Origin of the sequence: Aminobacter sp. NyZ550 (assembly GCF_025628925.2) — a bacterium.
Classification (GTDB): Bacteria; Pseudomonadota; Alphaproteobacteria; order Rhizobiales; family Rhizobiaceae; genus Aminobacter; species Aminobacter ciceronei.
On record NZ_CP114190.1, the window covers coordinates 2,280,260 to 2,295,809 of the forward strand.

Below are 15,550 nucleotides of genomic sequence, written 5' to 3' on the forward strand. Positions count from 1 at the left end.
GGAGGGGGCCACCCTGCCATCCACCGCAAAAAACCTTTGTGATGTCGCTGATGGATAAGCCGGCGGCGTCTGTCGTTGCGTCATGTCACTTGAATCCAAAGGAAAATGGTGTTTGGCTCGCGACAAAGACGAACAACAACAATACCGCGTTGCCGTCATAAATACGAATGGGAGATTCCATATGTCGCGCTTGAAACTACTCGCCGCCGCTGTCGGCGTGTCGGCGGTCATGACTGCCGGTGCCGCCTTTGCGGGCGATGCCGAAAGCTGCAAGAAGGTGCGCCTGTCCGATGTCGGCTGGACCGACATCCAGGCCACGACAGGCGTCGCTTCGGTGCTTTTGACCGCACTCGGCTACGAGCCGGAGGTTATCCAGCTGTCGGTGCCGGTCACCTACGCCTCGCTGAAGAACAAGGATCTCGACGTCTTTCTCGGCAACTGGATGCCGTCGATGACCGCCGACATCAAGGAATATGTCGCCGACGGCTCGGTCGAGACCATCGGCGAAAACCTGTCCGGCGCCGGCTACGGCATCGTCGTGCCGAGCTACGTCGCCGAAGGCGGGGTCAAGACGCTGACCGATCTCGGCAAGTTCAAGGACAAGTTCGGCGGCAAGATCTACGGCATCGAAGCCGGCAATGACGGCAATCGCATCATCCTCGACATGATCTCCAAGCCCGAGAACAATCTCACCGGCTTCGAACTGGTCGAATCGTCTGAGGCCGGCATGCTGACCCAGGCCGAGCAGTCGATGAAGTCGAACGAGTGGATCGCCTTCCTCGGCTGGACGCCGCATCCGGTCATGGGTGCGATGAAGATCGCCTATCTCGATGGCATGGGTGACTCGGGCTTTGGCGCTGCCACCGTCAGCACCAACGTGCGCAAGGGCTATGTCGCCGAGTGCCCGAATGTCGGTAAGTTCCTCGGCAATCTGAAGTTCAACCTGGAGATGGAAGGCACCATGATGGATGCCATCCTCAAGGGTGGTAACGCCAATGACGTTGCCAAGGACTGGCTCAAGGCCAATCCGGATGCAGCAACGCCCTGGCTCAACGGCGTCACCACCTTCGACGGCGGCGATGCAACGGCTGCGGTGAAGGCTGCTCTGGCGAGCTAAAGCCGGCGTCCTTGCCTGCAAATGACATGATGAAGGGCAGCGAAGCGAGACAGCTGCCCTTTTTCGTATCAAGTTAAGCGAGAAGCGCCGGCGCGACCGGCGCCTGCGAAAGCAATAGAGAGGGGACAGATGGATCCGGTATCGAACTTGCTGGCTGCCTACAAGATTCCGATCGGCCTGTGGGGCAAGGCGTTCTTCACCTTCCTGACCGACAATTTCAACGCCATCTTCCGCGGCTTTTCCAACGGGCTCAACTTGTTGCTCGACGGGCTCGTCGACGGGCTGCTGCTGCTGCCTCCGGTGGTGGTGGTGGCGCTGGTCGCGGCTCTCGCCTGGTATCTTCAGCGTTCGCGGGCACTGGCTATAGGGGTTGCGCTCGGCCTGCTGTTCATCATCAACCAGGGCCTTTGGAAGCAGACCGTCGAGACGCTGGTGCTGGTCGTTGCCGCCGCTGCCGCCTCGATGGCCATCGGCGTGCCGCTCGGCATTTGGGCTGCCCACAAGCCCAAGGTCTACCGCTTCATGTTGCCGGTACTCGACCTGATGCAGACACTGCCGACCTTCGTCTACCTGATCCCTGTGCTCACCTTGTTCGGCCTTGGCAACGCGCCCGGCCTGATCGTCACCATCATCTTCGTCATTCCGACGGCGGTGCGCCTGACCCATCTCGGTGTCACGTCGGTGCCGACCGCGATCATCGAGGCCGGCCAGGCCTTTGGTGCCACCAAGCGCCAGCTGCTGTGGAAGGTCGAATTGCCGGCGGCCCTACCCACCATCATGGCGGGACTCACCCAGTGCATCATGCTGTCGCTGTCGATGGTCGTGTTTGCCGCCCTCATCGGCGCCGGTGGCCTCGGCACCGAAATCAACCGCGCGCTCGGCTCGCGCAAGATCGACCTCGGACTTGAAGCAGGGCTGGCGATCGTCGTGCTCGCCATCGTTCTCGACCGCATGACGCGCATCGGCGTGGGAGGCAAGAAATGAACGTCGCCGTCGATTTCAAGAATGTCGACATCGTCTTTGGTGCCGACACCTCCGCTTCGCTCGCCATGCTCGACAAGGGTGCCACTCGCGCCGAGATCCTCGAAAAGACCGGCAATGTGCTGGGTTGCGCCGGCGCCAACCTGACCATCAACGAGGGCGAAATATCTGTCCTGATGGGCCTGTCCGGCTCCGGCAAGTCGACGCTGCTGCGCGCCGTCAATCGCCTCAACATCGTTTCGCGTGGCCAGGTCATGGTCAAGGACGGCGACAGGATGGTCGACGTCGTCTCCTGCGACGAGCCGACCTTGCGCCGCCTGCGCCAGCACCAGGTCGCCATGGTGTTCCAGCAGTTCGGCCTTTTGCCCTGGCGTACGGTCGAGGAAAATGTCGGCCTCGGCCTCGAGCTTGCCGGCATGCCCGACGCCGAGCGCAAGGCCAAGGTCGGCAAGCAGCTCGACCTGGTCAACCTGACGCCCTGGGCCAAGAAATACGCGCATGAGCTGTCCGGCGGCATGCAGCAGCGTGTCGGCCTGGCCCGCGCCTTCGCCACCGAAGCGCCGATCCTGTTGATGGACGAGCCATTCTCTGCGCTCGACCCGCTGATCCGTACCAAACTGCAGGACGAGCTGCTGCAGTTGCAGAAGACGCTGAAGAAGACGATCATCTTCGTCAGTCACGACCTCGAAGAAGCGCTCAAGATCGGCAACACCATCACCATCATGGAGGGGGGGCGCATCGTTCAGTCCGGGCCGCCAGAAGATATCGTGCTGCGTCCGGCCAATGACTATGTCCGCGACTTCATCGCCAACGTGAACCCGCTGTCGGTGCTCACCGCATGGAATGTCATGCGTGACCGCCGCGACCTTGAGGATGCGGGCGAGGGCTGGCTCTGGCTCGATCGGCGCAAGACCACGCGCTTCAAGATCGACGCGCAGGGCCTGGTTACCGCTGCCGAGCGCAACGGCCAGCCGGCCGTCTGGGTTTCGGTCGACGAGATCGACAAGTCGACCGACGAGGCTTCGCACGTCTTCTGGGCGAAACCAGGCACATCGCTCAAGCTGGTGATGCTTGCCATGCACCGCTCGCAGACATCGCCCGTGGCGCTGTTCGACGACCAGTCCCGCTTCGTTGGCGCCATCGGCATCCGCGACGTGCTAAGTGCTGTGCTGAGGCGATGACAGCTTTTCTTCTCCCCGTGAATGGGGAGGTGAGATGAGTTCCGCGTAGCCGACGAAGAGCCGGCTGCTTGGCTTTTCGATCATCGGACGCCGGCACGCAGATAAGGGGCAGCGCTAGCGTCTCAGAGTTCGCTCTGCCCGTCGGGCCATCTTCTCCCCGGTGGACGGGGAGAAGGAAAGCCTTTCACTCTTCCTCATCACCCAGAAGCTCGTCCAGCCTGGCCGCATAAGGCTGCACGGCGTCGATATATTGCGCGCCTTCGGCGCGCAGGGCCCGTGTCTCGGCGATCTTTTCCTCGACGAAGCTGCGCATTTCGGTTTTCTGCTCGGCATTCAGGTCGCTGGCATCGACCTTTTCCGTAAGGCCAGAGAACGTCGCTTCGAAGCGTTCGGCGGCGATCGTCGCGAGATAGCCGCGGAAGGTGGCGCCGAGCGCCTCCTTCCAGCTTTCCCTGGTGAATCCGGCCTTGGCGATGCGGCCTTCAAGCCCGGCATCGTCGTCGAACCACTGGTCGGCCTCTTCCTCGTCATAGGCGAGGCGACCGAGTTCGGGTTCCAGTTCACCGAGCAGTTGCACCACCTTGCCGGCCTCTTCCAGCGTCAATGCCCGGGCCGGCAGCACCAGCGCTCCGAGCGCCAGGCTCGCCGCCAGCAAGCCGCCAGCGATGCGGCGTCCGAGGATGGCGCTCATCCCATGCACTCCGCATCGAGTGCCTTGTCGGCGTCGTTCTGCGCTTTGGCCTGAACCAGCGAACCGCCGACCGAGGCGACCGAGCCGGCGATCGCGCCGCCGCGGCCAAGTCCGCCGAAGCCGCCGACCATCGACAGCGCGCCGCCGAGCATGGCGGCATTCGTCTGCGCCTGGGTCGCCTTGCGCATGGCTTCGTCGCAGCGCTGTGCTGCCGTCTGCTTCTTGCCCTTGGTGGCCAGCTGCGCCGCCGTCTTGGGCGCGCCTGCCGTTGTCGAGGTGCTGGTTGTCGACGTCGTCTGGCTGCAGGCGGCAAGCACGCCGCACATCATCAATGCAATCGCTCTTTTCATGGGTCTCTCGATTTCGCTGGAGAAGGCGCGAACTCCGTGGGGCGGGCCATGCGCGGACCGTCGACTCTGCCCAGTCGACGGTCCGGCGATGGCCGGCCTCGCATGCGTTCGAAGAGCGCCCCCGCCCGTCGGATGCATCGGTCCGCCACGGCGCCGATTTACGATGGCAGCACAAATGTCGTCTTGGCGTGGGGCGAACAGGTGCGGTCTGGAGCGAACAGGGCGGTGCGTCTAACGCATGCGCCGAGAACCGGAACCGATATTTCGGCAAGCCGATACGAAGCCTCCATGAGGTTAATCGGCTTTCATGCGTCGGGAGGCACGGCGCTTTATTGACAGCGGCGCAGCGCTGCCGCCTTGATTTCCGACGGTGTCACGCCGAAGCGCTGCCTGAAGGCACGGTTGAAGTGGGACAGGTCGTTGAAGCCGGCATCGAAGGCGATCGCCGACACCGTGCTGGCGCCGGCAAGGTCGAGCGCGTTGTAGGCGAGGTCGAGCCGAGCATCGCGCAGGAACTCGGAGAAGGTGATTCCTTCCTGCTCGAACAGTCGCTGGATGTAGCGCGGGGTCACGCCCTGGCGCCGCGCAATCGCGGTGACTGTAAGCTCTGGATCGGTCAGCTGGCGCAACATCTCGGCCTTGATCAGTTCCAGCCGCGCGGCGCCAAGGCTGGCGCGCACCGGTTCGGCGTTGGCTGAGGTCGCGCCTTGCACGACGAGGGCCGCGAGGTCGTAGATGTGGTTGCCGGCAAGCCGGCGGCCGGCCTCGCCCTCGGGTGCCTGCGACCGCAACAGGTCGGCATAACCCGTCAGCAGCCCGGCGCCGGCAGCGTCGACACGGATATGATGAAACGCCTTTTGGCGGATGCGCGGCGCAAGCGCTGCCAGCCTCGCCTCGTTCAAGGACACGACCTTCAGCAGCGTGTTGGGCAAGGCGAAGGCCATGGACGTGGCCTCGTTGAGCAGCGTGATGTCGCCGGCCTTGATCGACAAGGGCGGCTTGCCTGCGACCGCCACCTCGTAGTCGGTGGTGTGGATGGTCATCAAATAGTCCTGGCGGCCGTCGGCCGCCATCAGGTCTTTTGGGCGCTCGCCGAGCACGGCCGAATAGCAGGCAGTACCGACCGTCGTGCCGGCGTCGAGAAAGTAGGCGGAAACGTCGAAGGCAAAGTTGTCGGCATCTTGCGGCCGAAAGCGCAGGCCGGCGACATGGCGGGCGACAAAGTCGTGCAGGTAGGCGAGGCGGTCGCGCGCGGGAACATCAAAGGTCGAAAGGCGCTGCATCGAACGGTTCCGTTTCAGAATGCACCCGACAGCTACCTAGGCGGGAAGGTTTTTCTGTTTCAATCTATGCGGGGTTGCATCCTTATTCACGGAACGGCTGTTGCGGTCAAGATGGCGGTTTGCCGGTAGCTGCCAGTAACCGCCATCAATTGGCCAGAGGGATCAGGCTTCTACAAACGGCTTGAAGCCGCCATAGATCATACGCTTGCCGTCGAACGGCCATGACGCCGGATCGCCCTCCAAGCGTGGGTCGGCCATCACCTTCTTCATGATCTCGTCGCGGTCCTCGCGCGAGCGGTAGACGATCCAAGAGAAGACGACGATCTCGTCGTCCGTGGCCTGCACCGCGCGGGGAAAGGAGGTGACTTCGCCATAAGGCACGTCGTCGGCCAGGCACTCGACATAGGCGATTGCTCCGTGGTCCTTCCAGACCTCGCTCCCGAGGCGCGCCATCTCCTTGTAGGCCTCGATGTTGCCTTTCGGCACGGCGAGCAGGAATCCATCGACATAAGACATGCTTCTTCTCCTCGTGTTGTGACGTTGCAAGGACGAATGGCTGCCGGCCGATCCTACAATGCCGGCCAAAATTTCTTGCAGGCGTCCTCCAACGCATAAAGGTCGGATAGAGGGCCGGGTTCCGAAACCGTTGCGGCGCGCTGCGATCAACCCCATACTATGGCGAGGTGAGCACGAGGCGCGATTGCCATGCCCGAAACCACCACGGCTCCACGCACCAAACTCCGTCCCAAGACCGAGCGGCCGAAGCTGCACAAGGTCATTCTCGTCAATGACGACTTCACGCCGCGCGACTTCGTCGTCACGGTGCTGAAGGGCGAATTTCACATGTCGGAAGACCAGGCCTACCGGGTGATGATCACCGCACACCAGCGTGGTGTCTGCGTCGTTGCGGTGTTTACCCGGGATGTCGCCGAGACCAAGGCGACGCGGGCGACGGAAGCCGGCAAGGCCAAGGGCTATCCGCTGCAGTTCACGACAGAACCGGAGGAGTGAGGAGCGTCCGCGCAGCAGAGGGCAAGATGCCCGCAGGCAGGCTGCCGCCAATCCGCTACAATGCTGCCGGTCCCGTACCCGAGGCCGGGCCGACATAGAGTTCGTGTCCGCCCCAGTCGCAGATGCGGACCTGGTCAGGCACCTGCGGCATTGTGAGCGTATGGAAAAGCGAGCTGGCGACATCGACGGCCGCGTCGATATCCGGCGCTTCGAGGGAAATGCGGTCGAGCGTCGCGTGCGCGCCGTCTTCCTTGCGCAGGCGATAGAATTCGATGACGAAATTCACATCTGCCTCCAGCCGCCTTCGCGAACAGGTCAGCCTTTCGGCTTGCCTTTGTAGGATGTTGTCTCTGCCTGCTTGACCTGCGAACCGAAGGTGGACGCGGCTTTGACTTCGACCTTCTCCTTCTTGGGCTTTCTGGTTTCGCGGTTGCTGCGTTGTTGGCCCTTGGCCATGGTCATGCCCTTCCTGTTGCGAAGCGAACCTATTCGGCTACCGCTTCGACGCCCTCGAGATTGTCTTCCGTGGTGACCCGCTCGTGGTTTTCGCCGTCACTGCGGATGCGGTATTGCGGCGAGCCGTCCTTGGCCGGCAGCGTCGCCTTGACGTGGAAGGTCTCTGCGTCCTTCACCGCGATGCCGATCCGGCTCTTGATCCGCACCATCTGGCCGACGGTGAAGCGATGCGACGGCTTTTCCACACGCGGGGCTGAAGCCGGTCCTTTTGTGAACCTGATCATGCGGCCTTTTCCTGATCCTGCCGCAGCGCGGCTTCGAGTTCGGCATAGTCGATGGCGAGAACCTGGCTGGTCAGCAGATTGGATGATCGCGCGGGCAGGTGAATGTAGGTGGCGACGCGGCGGTAAGCGATCCACGAGATGCCGTCGATCAGCTCTTCGTCCTGGTCGATGTCGTAGTCGCCTGCCGGCTGGATCTCCTCGATCCCGCGCAAGGGGAACGGCCTGTCGAAATGGACGGTTGAACGTTTGGTGCGCCCGGTCATCGATGTCTCCCGAAATGAACGAAAAGCGGAGCAATGCCCCGCTTTCGCCGCCTCAAGCGTGCCTGGGTCGGACCGGATGGGTGCTGCCAGTACATCCGTGGTCAGCGTCCATCGATCCGGGCCAAATGAAATCAGAGCAGCTGAAGATTGGTGGCCGACTCGCGGCCCTTGTTGTCGCGCTCCAGCTCGAAATTCAGCTTCTGGCCTTCGGCCAGGCCGGAAAAGCCGGCGCGCTCGAGCGCGCTGACATGGACAAAAACGTCCTTGCCGCCGCCGGCCTGCTCGATGAAGCCAAAGCCCTTCTGGCCATTGTAGAACTTCACGGTCCCAGTGTTCATGTGAGTATCTTTCGAATGAGAAAAGTCGTCGCGCGGCAAGTATTGCCGCACATCAATAGATCGACGATTTGGAAAGAGTTTGGCGGGTCGAGAACCTCTGACGCCGCGATAGCCAAGCTGGCCCAAAAAACGATTGGTTACTTCTAAACCTTAATTGCGGTTTATGTAAGGTGTTTTTTTGCATGCTGGGTTCTATTTCAAAATTTATTTCGGATCGTGTCCGTCTAGCTGCGGTCGTGGAATGCTGATACCGTCTCAGCACTAGCAGACAATTGGCAGTTGCTTTCCCGCAGGACCGTCTGGTCCTTCGCGGCGGACTGCATTTCCCCCATGCGAGGACAAAGCCATGATGTTCACGAGAAGGCCGAAAACCTCAGTCGTCAACGTTTCCGCGCCGCCGGCCAAGCTGGTCAAGCTGACCGCGCGCAAGGACGAAATCGCGCGTCTGCGGCTCGCCGACAGCGACGGCTCGCGACGTCGCGAGCTGCAAATGATGGAAGACAATCGCCTGCGCTGATTTATTTCGAGGGGCTACCGGCCCTCGCGGTACCACATTCCGCCAAGCGCCAGCAGCAGCAAGCCAAGGCCGAGGAAACCGCCGAACAGCGGCACACGCGACACTGACTTCAGCACGCTGTCGTCGGTGGTGCGGAAGCCGAGCCAGTCGCGGCCGGAGGCTTCGGCGTTGCCGCGCACCGGTACGATGCTTGGCAGCGAGATGCCGTTGGACAGGGCCGAGATGCCGGTCGCGGCGAGGCGGCGCACGTCGCCGCCGGTTGCCTCGGCGGCTGGGCGCAGCACGTTTTCGGTCGAGACCACGTCGGCGAATTCGGGCGCGTTGACCGGCCCGACATGGGCAAGCGCGGTCAGGTCGCCATTGCCGACCTGGTAGAGGCCGATCTCGCCGACCTCGACGCTGCCGGTGAAGATGCCGGGGTCGCTCTTGGCGAGCTGGACGTCGAGCGTCTTGCCGGACGGCGTGATGACGCGGGCAGGACCAGCTTCGTCGCGCATCGTCTGGCGGCGGATATCGAGCACCATGCCACGACCGTCTGCGGTCAGGCGCTCTTCCTCGAGCTCGGGCTCCTTCATCAGCCAGTGCGCGATGCGGCGGTAGAGCGAGACATGCGGGCCGCCACCCTCGAAGCCGCGTGCCCACAGCCAGCCCTGGTCGGACAGGAACATGCCGACCCGGCCTTCGCCCTTGCGGTCGAGCAGGAGCAGGGGCCTGTCATCGGCACCCTTCATCACCACTTCGCCCTCCGGCTGTTCAATGCCGATCTGGCGGAACCAGCGGCTCCAGCGCGGCGGCTCCTGCGCCGAACCCTCGAGGCCGCGCGTCACCGGGTGGCGCTGACCGAGTTCGGTCAGGCGCGGATAGAAGGCTTTCTCGACAACGTCGCCATTGGGCATGGCGGGCAGGGCGGAGATCAGCGGTGTGTTGGCGATCGACTGCTCGCCGGCATATTCGGGGCCGGCGGCGATCAGCAGCGCGCCGCCCTTTTCGACATATTCGGCAATGTAGTCGTAATAGAGGATCGGCAGCACGTCGCGGTGCTGGTAGCGGTCGAAGATGATCAGGTCGAAGTCGTTGATGCGCTCGACGAACAGCTCGCGCGTCGGAAAGGCGATCAGCGACAGTTCGTTTATCGGCGTGCCGTCCTGCTTTTCAGGCGGCCGCAGAATGGTGAAATGCACGAGGTCGACCGAGGCGTCGGACTTCAAGAGGTTGCGCCAGGTACGCTCGCCGGCATGCGGTTCGCCCGAGACCAGAAGTACGCGCAGGTTCTCGCGGATGCCGTCGACGAGGGCTATGGCGCGATTGTTGGTGTCGGTCAGCTCGCCCGGAACCCGGTCGATCGACAGTTCGACGATGTTGCGCCCGGCCGAGGGCACGGTGATCTGCAGCGGCATTTCCTGGCCGACAAAGGCGCGCTGCACCGACACCTGGTTACCGTTGATCGACACGCGCACGTCGACCGACCCGGCCTCGCCTCCGGTGTCGATCACGCGATATGTCATGTCGAGCGGCTTGCCGACGATGCCAAAGCGGGGAGCGCTCTCGAAGCGGATGCGGCGGTCGCGCTCATTCTCCTCGCCGGTGATGAGTGCGTGCAGCGGTGCGCTGATCGCTGGGGCGCCGGGCACGTCATGCACCTGGCCGTCGGTGACCATCACGGCGCCGCCGATACGCGACGGCGGAACATCGCGGAATGCACCTTCGAGTGCCGCAAACAGCCGCGTTTCGGTGCGGTCGTCGGCGGCCTCGGAACGGCCGGCCTCGACGACACGCACCTCGAACTGCCTGAAGCGCGCCAGCCGTTCCTTGAGGCCTTCGACCGCTGCATTGGTCTGGGCGGTACGGTCGCCGATGTCCTGGCTCTGGCTGCGGTCGACGATGATCGCGACCACGCTCTTCAGCGGCTCGCGCTCTTCGTCGAGGATCACAGGGTTTGCCAGTGCCAACCCGAGCGCGCCGAGCGCAACCAGTCGCAGCCAGGCGCCGCGCTGGCGGAACCAAAGGCCGACAAAAGCGAGCAGGGCGAGCGGCACGAGCAGCGCCGCCAGAAGTGGCCACGACAGCAGGGGCTCGAAGGCGACGGACCAGTTCATGCTATTGCCCCAGCCGTTCGAGCAGGACAGGTACGTGCACCTGGTCGGATTTGTAGTTGCCGGTCAGCATGTACATCATGATGTTGACGCCGGCGCGTAGCGCATAGACGCGCTGCATCGGGTCCGAAGGCACCGTTGGCAGCATCGGGTCGCCGTTTTCGTCGATGGCCCAGGCGCCGGCGAAATCGTTGGCGGTGATCATGATCGGGGTCACGCCGTCACCTGTGCGCACCGGCCGGCCCTCCGCGTTCGATGCCTCAAGCGACGCCTCGACCCACAGCGGGCTGCCGTTGAAACGGCCGGGGAAGTCCGGAAGGATGAAGAACGCCTTGGTCAGCACATGATCGGCCGGCACCGGCTCCAGTGGGGGCACGTTGAGGCTGGAAAGGATATCGCGCAGCCGCACGGTCGCCGGGCTCGCTGCATCGGCGCCAATGCCATTGGCGAACTGGTCGCGGGTATCGAAAAGCACGGTGCCGCCCTGCTTCATGTAGGCGTCAACGCGGGCGATCGCCGCTTCGCTCGGCATCGCGGCGGCCGGGTCGATCGGCCAGTAGATCAACGGGTAGAAGGCAAGTTCGTCCTTGGCGATGTCGACGCCGGCCGGCTCGCCCGGTTCGAGCGCGGTCTTCTCGATCAGGAATTTTGTCAGCCCGGCGATGCCGGCACGGCTTATGGCATCGACCGCGGATTCGCCGGTCAGAACATAGGCGACGCGGGTCTTCGAGATAGCCTCGACGGCCTCGACGTCGCCTGGCTTGGCGTCGTCGGCATGCGCCAGATCCGGCTGCGCCATCAGTGCGCCGAGGCAAAGCAATACTGCCGCGGCCGTGCCGGCCGTTCGCCCGCGTCTCGCGCCACGGCGCGAGAACGTGCCGCCCATCCAAAGCACAGCGAGCGTGTCGAGCGCCATCAATGCCAGAGCTGCTGCCACAAGCGAGCCTTTCAGGTCGCGCGATTCGTCGAAAGCGTAACGTATTTCGGTCACCGGCGCAGAAAGCTGCGGTCGCACCAGCGGCGACAGCGTGCTGTCGGTTTTCAGCAGATTGTGGGCGAGCACACCTTCTTCGCTGCCATAGAGGCCGGGTGGGTTTTCGAGCGTGACGGGCAGGGCGCCGGCACCTGCCAGCAGCGGCCGGGCATCCGGCGTCGGCGGCACAATGCGGCCGTCCGCCGAAATCATCCGGTACGGTGCCAGCGATGCCGGCTTGCCCTCGATGCCTGTGGTTGCCGTGCCCTGGTTACGCGACAGCTGCACGATCCGGCGCAGCATCTCGACGAAGCTGCCCGAGATCGGCAGGTTCGACCATGTCGCCTGCGGCGCGATGTGGAACAGCACCAGCGTGCCCTTGCCGCGCCGGGCGCCCGTCACCAGCGGCGTGCCGTCGGCGAGATTGGCCCAGGTGCTGGCAGCAAGGTCAGGCGTCGGCTCGGCCAACACCTGCTTGCTCACAGTCACCTCGTTGGGCGGCGACAGGTCGGCAAACGGGCCGGCGTTGGGGAAGTCGCTGACCGGTTGCGGTGCCGTCCATGACAGGGCGCCGCCGAGCGAACGTTCGCCGAGCCTGAGCCGCACCGGCAGCAATTCCTCGTCATTGCCGGCCGCGGCGAGGCGGGAGCCGGCGAAACGCACCAGCGTGCCGCCCTCCTTGAGCCAGGTCAGCAATTTTTCGCGCGCCTGCGGCGGGATGGTGCCGACGTCGGCCATGACAATCATTGCCGGCTTCTGCTCCAGCATTTGCGGGATCGCCTCGGCGAGATCCGAACTCGTCGGCTCGCTCAGGTCAGCAAAGGGTTCGAGCGCGCGGCGAATGTAATAGAGCGGCGCCAGCAGCGGCTGCGAGTCGTCGGCGTCCGACTGCGACAGCAGGCCGACACGGCGGCGTTTGGAGCTGTCGTCGAGCACCCGCACGGCGCCTGCCTGGCCCTGGCCGTCGAGCGCGATCGAGGCAAAATCGTTGCGCAGTTCGAAAGGCACGGTCATCGTGCCGCTTGCCACCGTCTCGCCCGGCGCGAAGGCCAGCGTGGCGTCGGCGATGCGGCGGCCCTTGTCGTCGAAGGCACCTGCCGTCACGGCCCCCGGAGCGGGGTCGCCCGGCGCGCGGATGGCGGTCAGCGCAAAGCCGTCCATTTCGTTTTCGGCTGATGTCAGGCCCTTGGCGTCGAGCCGTTCGGGCGAGGCCCACAGCACATTGGCTGGGTTCTGGCCCAGCAGCGTCGAAAACGCTTGCTCGTCGCCTGCACCCGCCAGCCCGTCGTCGAGAATGGCTATGCTCGTGCCGGGCAAAGTTGCCAGAACGGTGGCGACGCGTGCGTAAACGGGGCCTCTGTCGGTCGGCACCGGCCGCGGTTCGGCGGCGCGCAGGCGATCGAGTGCTGCCTGCGCATCGAACGGACCGATCTCGGCATTGGGCTTTTCGGCGGTGAAGGCCAGCACGACCGGCTGTCCTGATGCACCGGCATCGGCGATAAGCCGTTCGGCCGTGGCAACGCGGCGTTTCCAGTCCGGTGCGCTCGCCCAGCCATTGTCGACCACAAGTGCCAGCGCAGCTCCGCCCGTCGGCAGTTTCTCGCGCGGATTGAACACCGGCTCGGCCAACGCCAGCACCACCAGTCCCGCCATCAGCAAGCGTAGCAGGGTGAGCCACCACGGGCTTTGATGTGGGGTCTCTTCCTTCTTGAACACCCGCGCCAAAATCTTCAGCGGCGGGAAGATTTCGGCCTGCGGCTTGGGCGGCGTCAGCCTGAGCAGCCACCAGATGACGGGCAGGGCGAGCAGCCCCCACAGCACGGCTGGAAATCCGAACGACAGCGGCAGCCAGCTCATCGGCGCCCTCCCGGTCCGTGGCCTTCCGAGGTCAACGCCATATGAACGCGCACCAGCGCCTCGGAGGCGAGGCGGTCTGTATGGTTGACCGTGTAGCTCCAGCCGAGCCGCTTGCACCAGGCGGCCAGTTCCTCGCGGCGCGCGCCGTAGAGATTGCGATAGGCGTCCGACAATTGCTCGGCGCGGCCGGCGGTCAGCTTTTCGCCCGTCTCGGGGTCGGTGAATTCGGTGCGGCCGGCATAGGGGAAACTCTCTTCTGCAGGATCGGCGACCTCGATCAGATGGGCGCGGGCGCCATGGTGGGCCAACGTATCGAGCCAGGCCATCGTCTCTTCGACCGGATCGAGGAAGTCACCGATGATGACGATGTCGGAGAAGCGACGGATGCTGGACAGATCAGGTTTCGCCGGCAGTGAAACGGCTTGCGCCAGATGCGAGGCCAGCCGCTCGGCGCCGTTGCGGGCGCTGAACGGGTCGGTCAGTCCCGGCCATGCTATGCGCTCGCCGCTGCGTGACAGAAGCTCGGCCAGCGCAAAGACCAGCACCAGTGCGCGTGATTCCTTCGACACGGTCGCCGTCTTCGACTTGTACAGCATCGACGGCGACAGGTCTGCCCACAGCCAGACCGTGTGGGCCGCTTCCCATTCGCGGTCGCGCACATAGGTGTGGTCGTCGCGGGCCGAGCGCCGCCAGTCGACGCGCGCCATCGCCTCGCCCTGCACATAGGGTCGGAACTGCCAGAAATTCTCGCCTATTCCGCGCTTCTTGCGGCCATGCCAACCGGCGATGACAGTGTTGACGATGCGGCGGGCCTCGACCAGCAGGTCAGGCACCAGCGAGGCGCGCAACCTGCCACGGGCAAGCGCATCGCTGGTCGCAACCGGTGCCGATGCCTCGCCGATGCGCGCCATCAGATGTCCTTGACCAGCCGCGCCACCACGTCGCGGACCGTCATGCCTTCGGCGCGGGCGGCGAAGGTCAGCGCCATGCGGTGCTGCAGCACCGGCTCCGCCAGCGCGCGGATGTCGTCGATCGACGGCGCAAGCCGCCCGTCATAGAGGGCACGCGCCCTGGCACACAGTGTCAGCGCCTGGCTGGCGCGCGGACCGGGCCCCCAGGAGACGTGTTTGTCAGTCTCGGCATGGCCCTGGCCGGGGCGCGCCGAACGCACCAGCTTGAGGATCGCCTCGACCACGGTTTCGGGCACCGGCATGCGCCGGATCAGCAACTGGATGTCCTTCAGGCGTTCGGGATCGAGCACATTCTGCGCCCTGGCGTCTTCGATGCCGGTGGTTTCCAGCAGGATGCGTCGCTCGGCTTCGAGCTCGGGATAAAGGATGTCGACCTGCATCAGGAACCGGTCGAGCTGGGCTTCCGGCAGCGGATAGGTGCCTTCCTGCTCGAGCGGATTCTGGGTTGCCAGCACATGGAAAGGGGCAGGTAGGTCGTGGCGCTCGCCGGCGACCGTCACGTGGTACTCCTGCATCGCCTGCAGCAGTGCTGACTGGGTGCGTGGGCTGGCGCGGTTGATCTCGTCGGCCATCAGCAATTGCGCAAAGATCGGCCCTGATATGAAGCGGAAGGAGCGTTTGCCCTGGTCGTCCTGCTCCATCACCTCGGAGCCGAGGATGTCAGATGGCATCAGGTCGGGCGTGAACTGGATGCGGCGCGAGTCGAGGCCGAGCACGATGCCGAGCGTCTCGACCAACTTGGTCTTGGCAAGGCCGGGCACGCCGACAAGCAGCGCATGGCCGCCGGCCAAAAGCGCCACCAGAGTGCGTTCAACGACGCTTTCCTGGCCGAAGATGACGCGGCCGACGCCAGCGCGGATCTTGGCGATGTCGGCAAGCGCACGTTCGGCTGCGGCGATCATCTCGCTCTCGCTCATCGCCGTTTCCTTGATCATCACGCTCATGCGGGCCGGATCCTTCTTCTGGCGCGGCGCCTGAAATCAAAACCGATTCCCGGACTGCCGATGCGCTCACTCAAAATGCTACAGCGTGCCTCTCTCGTCCATCAGAACAGGGGGCCGCTTCGTCAATCTACAAGGATTATTTGCCTCTTGGTCCGGTGCGTCGTCCGTGTGGACGTCGTGCCTGCCGCCCAATCCCCAGAGGTCAAACGATCCCGGGCGTCGCGATCTCCATGCCCGCAC

Annotated in this window: 18 protein-coding genes; 5 read left to right on the forward strand and 13 right to left on the reverse strand. The window is 64.2% G+C overall.

The features are described from left to right. Nucleotides 1-181 precede the first annotated feature (181 nt). The 3 genes from choX (at nucleotide 182) to choV (ending at nucleotide 3,279) form a co-directional block, all read left to right on the forward strand. A complete protein-coding gene (choX, locus tag N7E70_RS11220) occupies nucleotides 182-1,117 on the forward strand; it encodes a choline ABC transporter substrate-binding protein (protein WP_154384741.1) in 936 nt (311 codons plus the stop codon). Between the two features lie 129 nt (nucleotides 1,118-1,246). Next, entirely contained in the window at nucleotides 1,247-2,101 is an 855-nt protein-coding gene (gene choW / locus N7E70_RS11225) for a choline ABC transporter permease subunit (protein ID WP_067959292.1), read from the forward strand. Beyond that, nucleotides 2,098-3,279, forward strand: a complete 1,182-nt coding sequence (gene choV / locus N7E70_RS11230; protein WP_263006386.1) for a choline ABC transporter ATP-binding protein — start codon at nucleotides 2,098-2,100, stop codon at nucleotides 3,277-3,279. Before choW ends, choV begins: the two co-directional genes overlap by 4 nt. 184 nt (nucleotides 3,280-3,463) lie before the next feature. On the opposite strand, the gene N7E70_RS11235 is transcribed toward choV, so the two are convergent. The 4 genes from N7E70_RS11235 to N7E70_RS11250 form a co-directional block, all read right to left on the reverse strand. Next, nucleotides 3,464-3,970, reverse strand: a complete 507-nt coding sequence (locus N7E70_RS11235; RefSeq protein ID WP_263006387.1) for a hypothetical protein — start codon at nucleotides 3,968-3,970, stop codon at nucleotides 3,464-3,466. Then, a complete protein-coding gene (locus tag N7E70_RS11240; protein WP_192315054.1) occupies nucleotides 3,967-4,320 on the reverse strand; it encodes a hypothetical protein in 354 nt (117 codons plus the stop codon). The genes N7E70_RS11235 and N7E70_RS11240 overlap by 4 nt, the downstream gene beginning before the upstream one ends. Before the next feature lie 329 nt (nucleotides 4,321-4,649). Next, nucleotides 4,650-5,603: a helix-turn-helix transcriptional regulator gene (locus N7E70_RS11245; RefSeq protein WP_263006388.1), complete on the reverse strand. Its 954-nt coding sequence runs from the start codon at nucleotides 5,601-5,603 to the stop codon at nucleotides 4,650-4,652. 162 nt (nucleotides 5,604-5,765) lie between these two features. Continuing rightward, a complete protein-coding gene (locus N7E70_RS11250; protein ID WP_263006389.1) occupies nucleotides 5,766-6,119 on the reverse strand; it encodes a DUF1428 domain-containing protein in 354 nt (117 codons plus the stop codon). A 189-nt stretch (nucleotides 6,120-6,308) separates the two neighbouring features. Between N7E70_RS11250 and clpS the strand changes: the two genes are divergently transcribed. Next, nucleotides 6,309-6,614 (forward strand): ATP-dependent Clp protease adapter ClpS, encoded by a 306-nt coding sequence (gene clpS, locus N7E70_RS11255; protein ID WP_067959308.1) that lies wholly within the window; start codon nucleotides 6,309-6,311, stop codon nucleotides 6,612-6,614. A 55-nt stretch (nucleotides 6,615-6,669) separates the two neighbouring features. Here the strand turns inward: clpS and N7E70_RS11260 are convergent, their stop codons facing one another. The 5 genes from N7E70_RS11260 to N7E70_RS11280 all read right to left on the reverse strand — a co-directional run bounded on the left by N7E70_RS11260 (nucleotide 6,670) and on the right by N7E70_RS11280 (nucleotide 7,955). Continuing rightward, on the reverse strand, nucleotides 6,670-6,900 hold the full coding sequence (locus tag N7E70_RS11260; protein WP_263006390.1) for a hypothetical protein: 231 nt from the start codon (nucleotides 6,898-6,900) through the stop codon (nucleotides 6,670-6,672). Nucleotides 6,901-6,929: 29 nt separating this feature from the next. Beyond that, entirely contained in the window at nucleotides 6,930-7,076 is a 147-nt protein-coding gene (locus N7E70_RS11265; protein WP_263006530.1) for a hypothetical protein, read from the reverse strand. Between the two features lie 23 nt (nucleotides 7,077-7,099). Continuing rightward, the gene (locus tag N7E70_RS11270) at nucleotides 7,100-7,354 is read right to left on the reverse strand and encodes a hypothetical protein (RefSeq protein ID WP_067959314.1); all 255 of its coding nucleotides are present in this window, start codon (nucleotides 7,352-7,354) and stop codon (nucleotides 7,100-7,102) included. After that, nucleotides 7,351-7,617: a hypothetical protein gene (locus tag N7E70_RS11275; protein WP_263006391.1), complete on the reverse strand. Its 267-nt coding sequence runs from the start codon at nucleotides 7,615-7,617 to the stop codon at nucleotides 7,351-7,353. Before N7E70_RS11275 ends, N7E70_RS11270 begins: the two co-directional genes overlap by 4 nt. Nucleotides 7,618-7,748: 131 nt before the next feature. After that, on the reverse strand, nucleotides 7,749-7,955 hold the full coding sequence (locus tag N7E70_RS11280) for a cold-shock protein (RefSeq protein WP_067959320.1): 207 nt from the start codon (nucleotides 7,953-7,955) through the stop codon (nucleotides 7,749-7,751). A 346-nt stretch (nucleotides 7,956-8,301) separates the two neighbouring features. On the opposite strand from N7E70_RS11280, the gene N7E70_RS11285 reads away from it, so the two are divergent. Continuing rightward, on the forward strand, nucleotides 8,302-8,472 hold the full coding sequence (locus N7E70_RS11285; protein WP_154384744.1) for a hypothetical protein: 171 nt from the start codon (nucleotides 8,302-8,304) through the stop codon (nucleotides 8,470-8,472). 14 nt (nucleotides 8,473-8,486) lie between these two features. Here N7E70_RS11285 and N7E70_RS11290 read toward each other — a convergent pair whose 3' ends face one another. The 4 genes from N7E70_RS11290 to N7E70_RS11305 are packed head-to-tail and all read right to left on the reverse strand — an operon-like array spanning nucleotide 8,487 to nucleotide 15,310. Beyond that, complete coding sequence (locus N7E70_RS11290; protein WP_263006392.1) at nucleotides 8,487-10,568, reverse strand: hypothetical protein; 2,082 nt, start codon at nucleotides 10,566-10,568, stop codon at nucleotides 8,487-8,489. Nucleotide 10,569: 1 nt separating this feature from the next. Next, a complete protein-coding gene (locus N7E70_RS11295) occupies nucleotides 10,570-13,395 on the reverse strand; it encodes a DUF4159 domain-containing protein (protein WP_263006393.1) in 2,826 nt (941 codons plus the stop codon). Continuing rightward, nucleotides 13,392-14,306: a DUF58 domain-containing protein gene (locus N7E70_RS11300; RefSeq protein WP_263006394.1), complete on the reverse strand. Its 915-nt coding sequence runs from the start codon at nucleotides 14,304-14,306 to the stop codon at nucleotides 13,392-13,394. Before N7E70_RS11300 ends, N7E70_RS11295 begins: the two co-directional genes overlap by 4 nt. Then, nucleotides 14,306-15,310, reverse strand: coding sequence for an AAA family ATPase (locus tag N7E70_RS11305; protein ID WP_182573330.1), 1,005 nt, complete (start codon nucleotides 15,308-15,310; stop codon nucleotides 14,306-14,308). Before N7E70_RS11305 ends, N7E70_RS11300 begins: the two co-directional genes overlap by 1 nt. Nucleotides 15,311-15,550 lie beyond the last annotated feature (240 nt).

Bases quoted from the DNA above. Each gene is read 5' to 3' on its own strand.
- clpS (WP_067959308.1), top strand. From the start codon at position 6,309: ATGCCCGAAACCACCACGGCTCCACGCACCAAACTCCGTCCCAAGACC.
- N7E70_RS11300 (WP_263006394.1), bottom strand. From the start codon at position 14,306: ATGGCGCGCATCGGCGAGGCATCGGCACCGGTTGCGACCAGCGATGCG.
- N7E70_RS11240 (WP_192315054.1), bottom strand. From the start codon at position 4,320: ATGAAAAGAGCGATTGCATTGATGATGTGCGGCGTGCTTGCCGCCTGC.
- N7E70_RS11270 (WP_067959314.1), bottom strand. From the start codon at position 7,354: ATGATCAGGTTCACAAAAGGACCGGCTTCAGCCCCGCGTGTGGAAAAG.
- N7E70_RS11285 (WP_154384744.1), top strand. From the start codon at position 8,302: ATGATGTTCACGAGAAGGCCGAAAACCTCAGTCGTCAACGTTTCCGCG.
- N7E70_RS11235 (WP_263006387.1), bottom strand. From the start codon at position 3,970: ATGAGCGCCATCCTCGGACGCCGCATCGCTGGCGGCTTGCTGGCGGCG.
- N7E70_RS11305 (WP_182573330.1), bottom strand. From the start codon at position 15,310: ATGAGCGTGATGATCAAGGAAACGGCGATGAGCGAGAGCGAGATGATC.
- N7E70_RS11265 (WP_263006530.1), bottom strand. From the start codon at position 7,076: ATGACCATGGCCAAGGGCCAACAACGCAGCAACCGCGAAACCAGAAAG.
- N7E70_RS11280 (WP_067959320.1), bottom strand. From the start codon at position 7,955: ATGAACACTGGGACCGTGAAGTTCTACAATGGCCAGAAGGGCTTTGGC.
- N7E70_RS11250 (WP_263006389.1), bottom strand. From the start codon at position 6,119: ATGTCTTATGTCGATGGATTCCTGCTCGCCGTGCCGAAAGGCAACATC.
- N7E70_RS11245 (WP_263006388.1), bottom strand. From the start codon at position 5,603: ATGCAGCGCCTTTCGACCTTTGATGTTCCCGCGCGCGACCGCCTCGCC.
- choX (WP_154384741.1), top strand. From the start codon at position 182: ATGTCGCGCTTGAAACTACTCGCCGCCGCTGTCGGCGTGTCGGCGGTC.
- choW (WP_067959292.1), top strand. From the start codon at position 1,247: ATGGATCCGGTATCGAACTTGCTGGCTGCCTACAAGATTCCGATCGGC.
- choV (WP_263006386.1), top strand. From the start codon at position 2,098: ATGAACGTCGCCGTCGATTTCAAGAATGTCGACATCGTCTTTGGTGCC.
- N7E70_RS11295 (WP_263006393.1), bottom strand. From the start codon at position 13,395: ATGAGCTGGCTGCCGCTGTCGTTCGGATTTCCAGCCGTGCTGTGGGGG.
- N7E70_RS11275 (WP_263006391.1), bottom strand. From the start codon at position 7,617: ATGACCGGGCGCACCAAACGTTCAACCGTCCATTTCGACAGGCCGTTC.
- N7E70_RS11290 (WP_263006392.1), bottom strand. From the start codon at position 10,568: ATGAACTGGTCCGTCGCCTTCGAGCCCCTGCTGTCGTGGCCACTTCTG.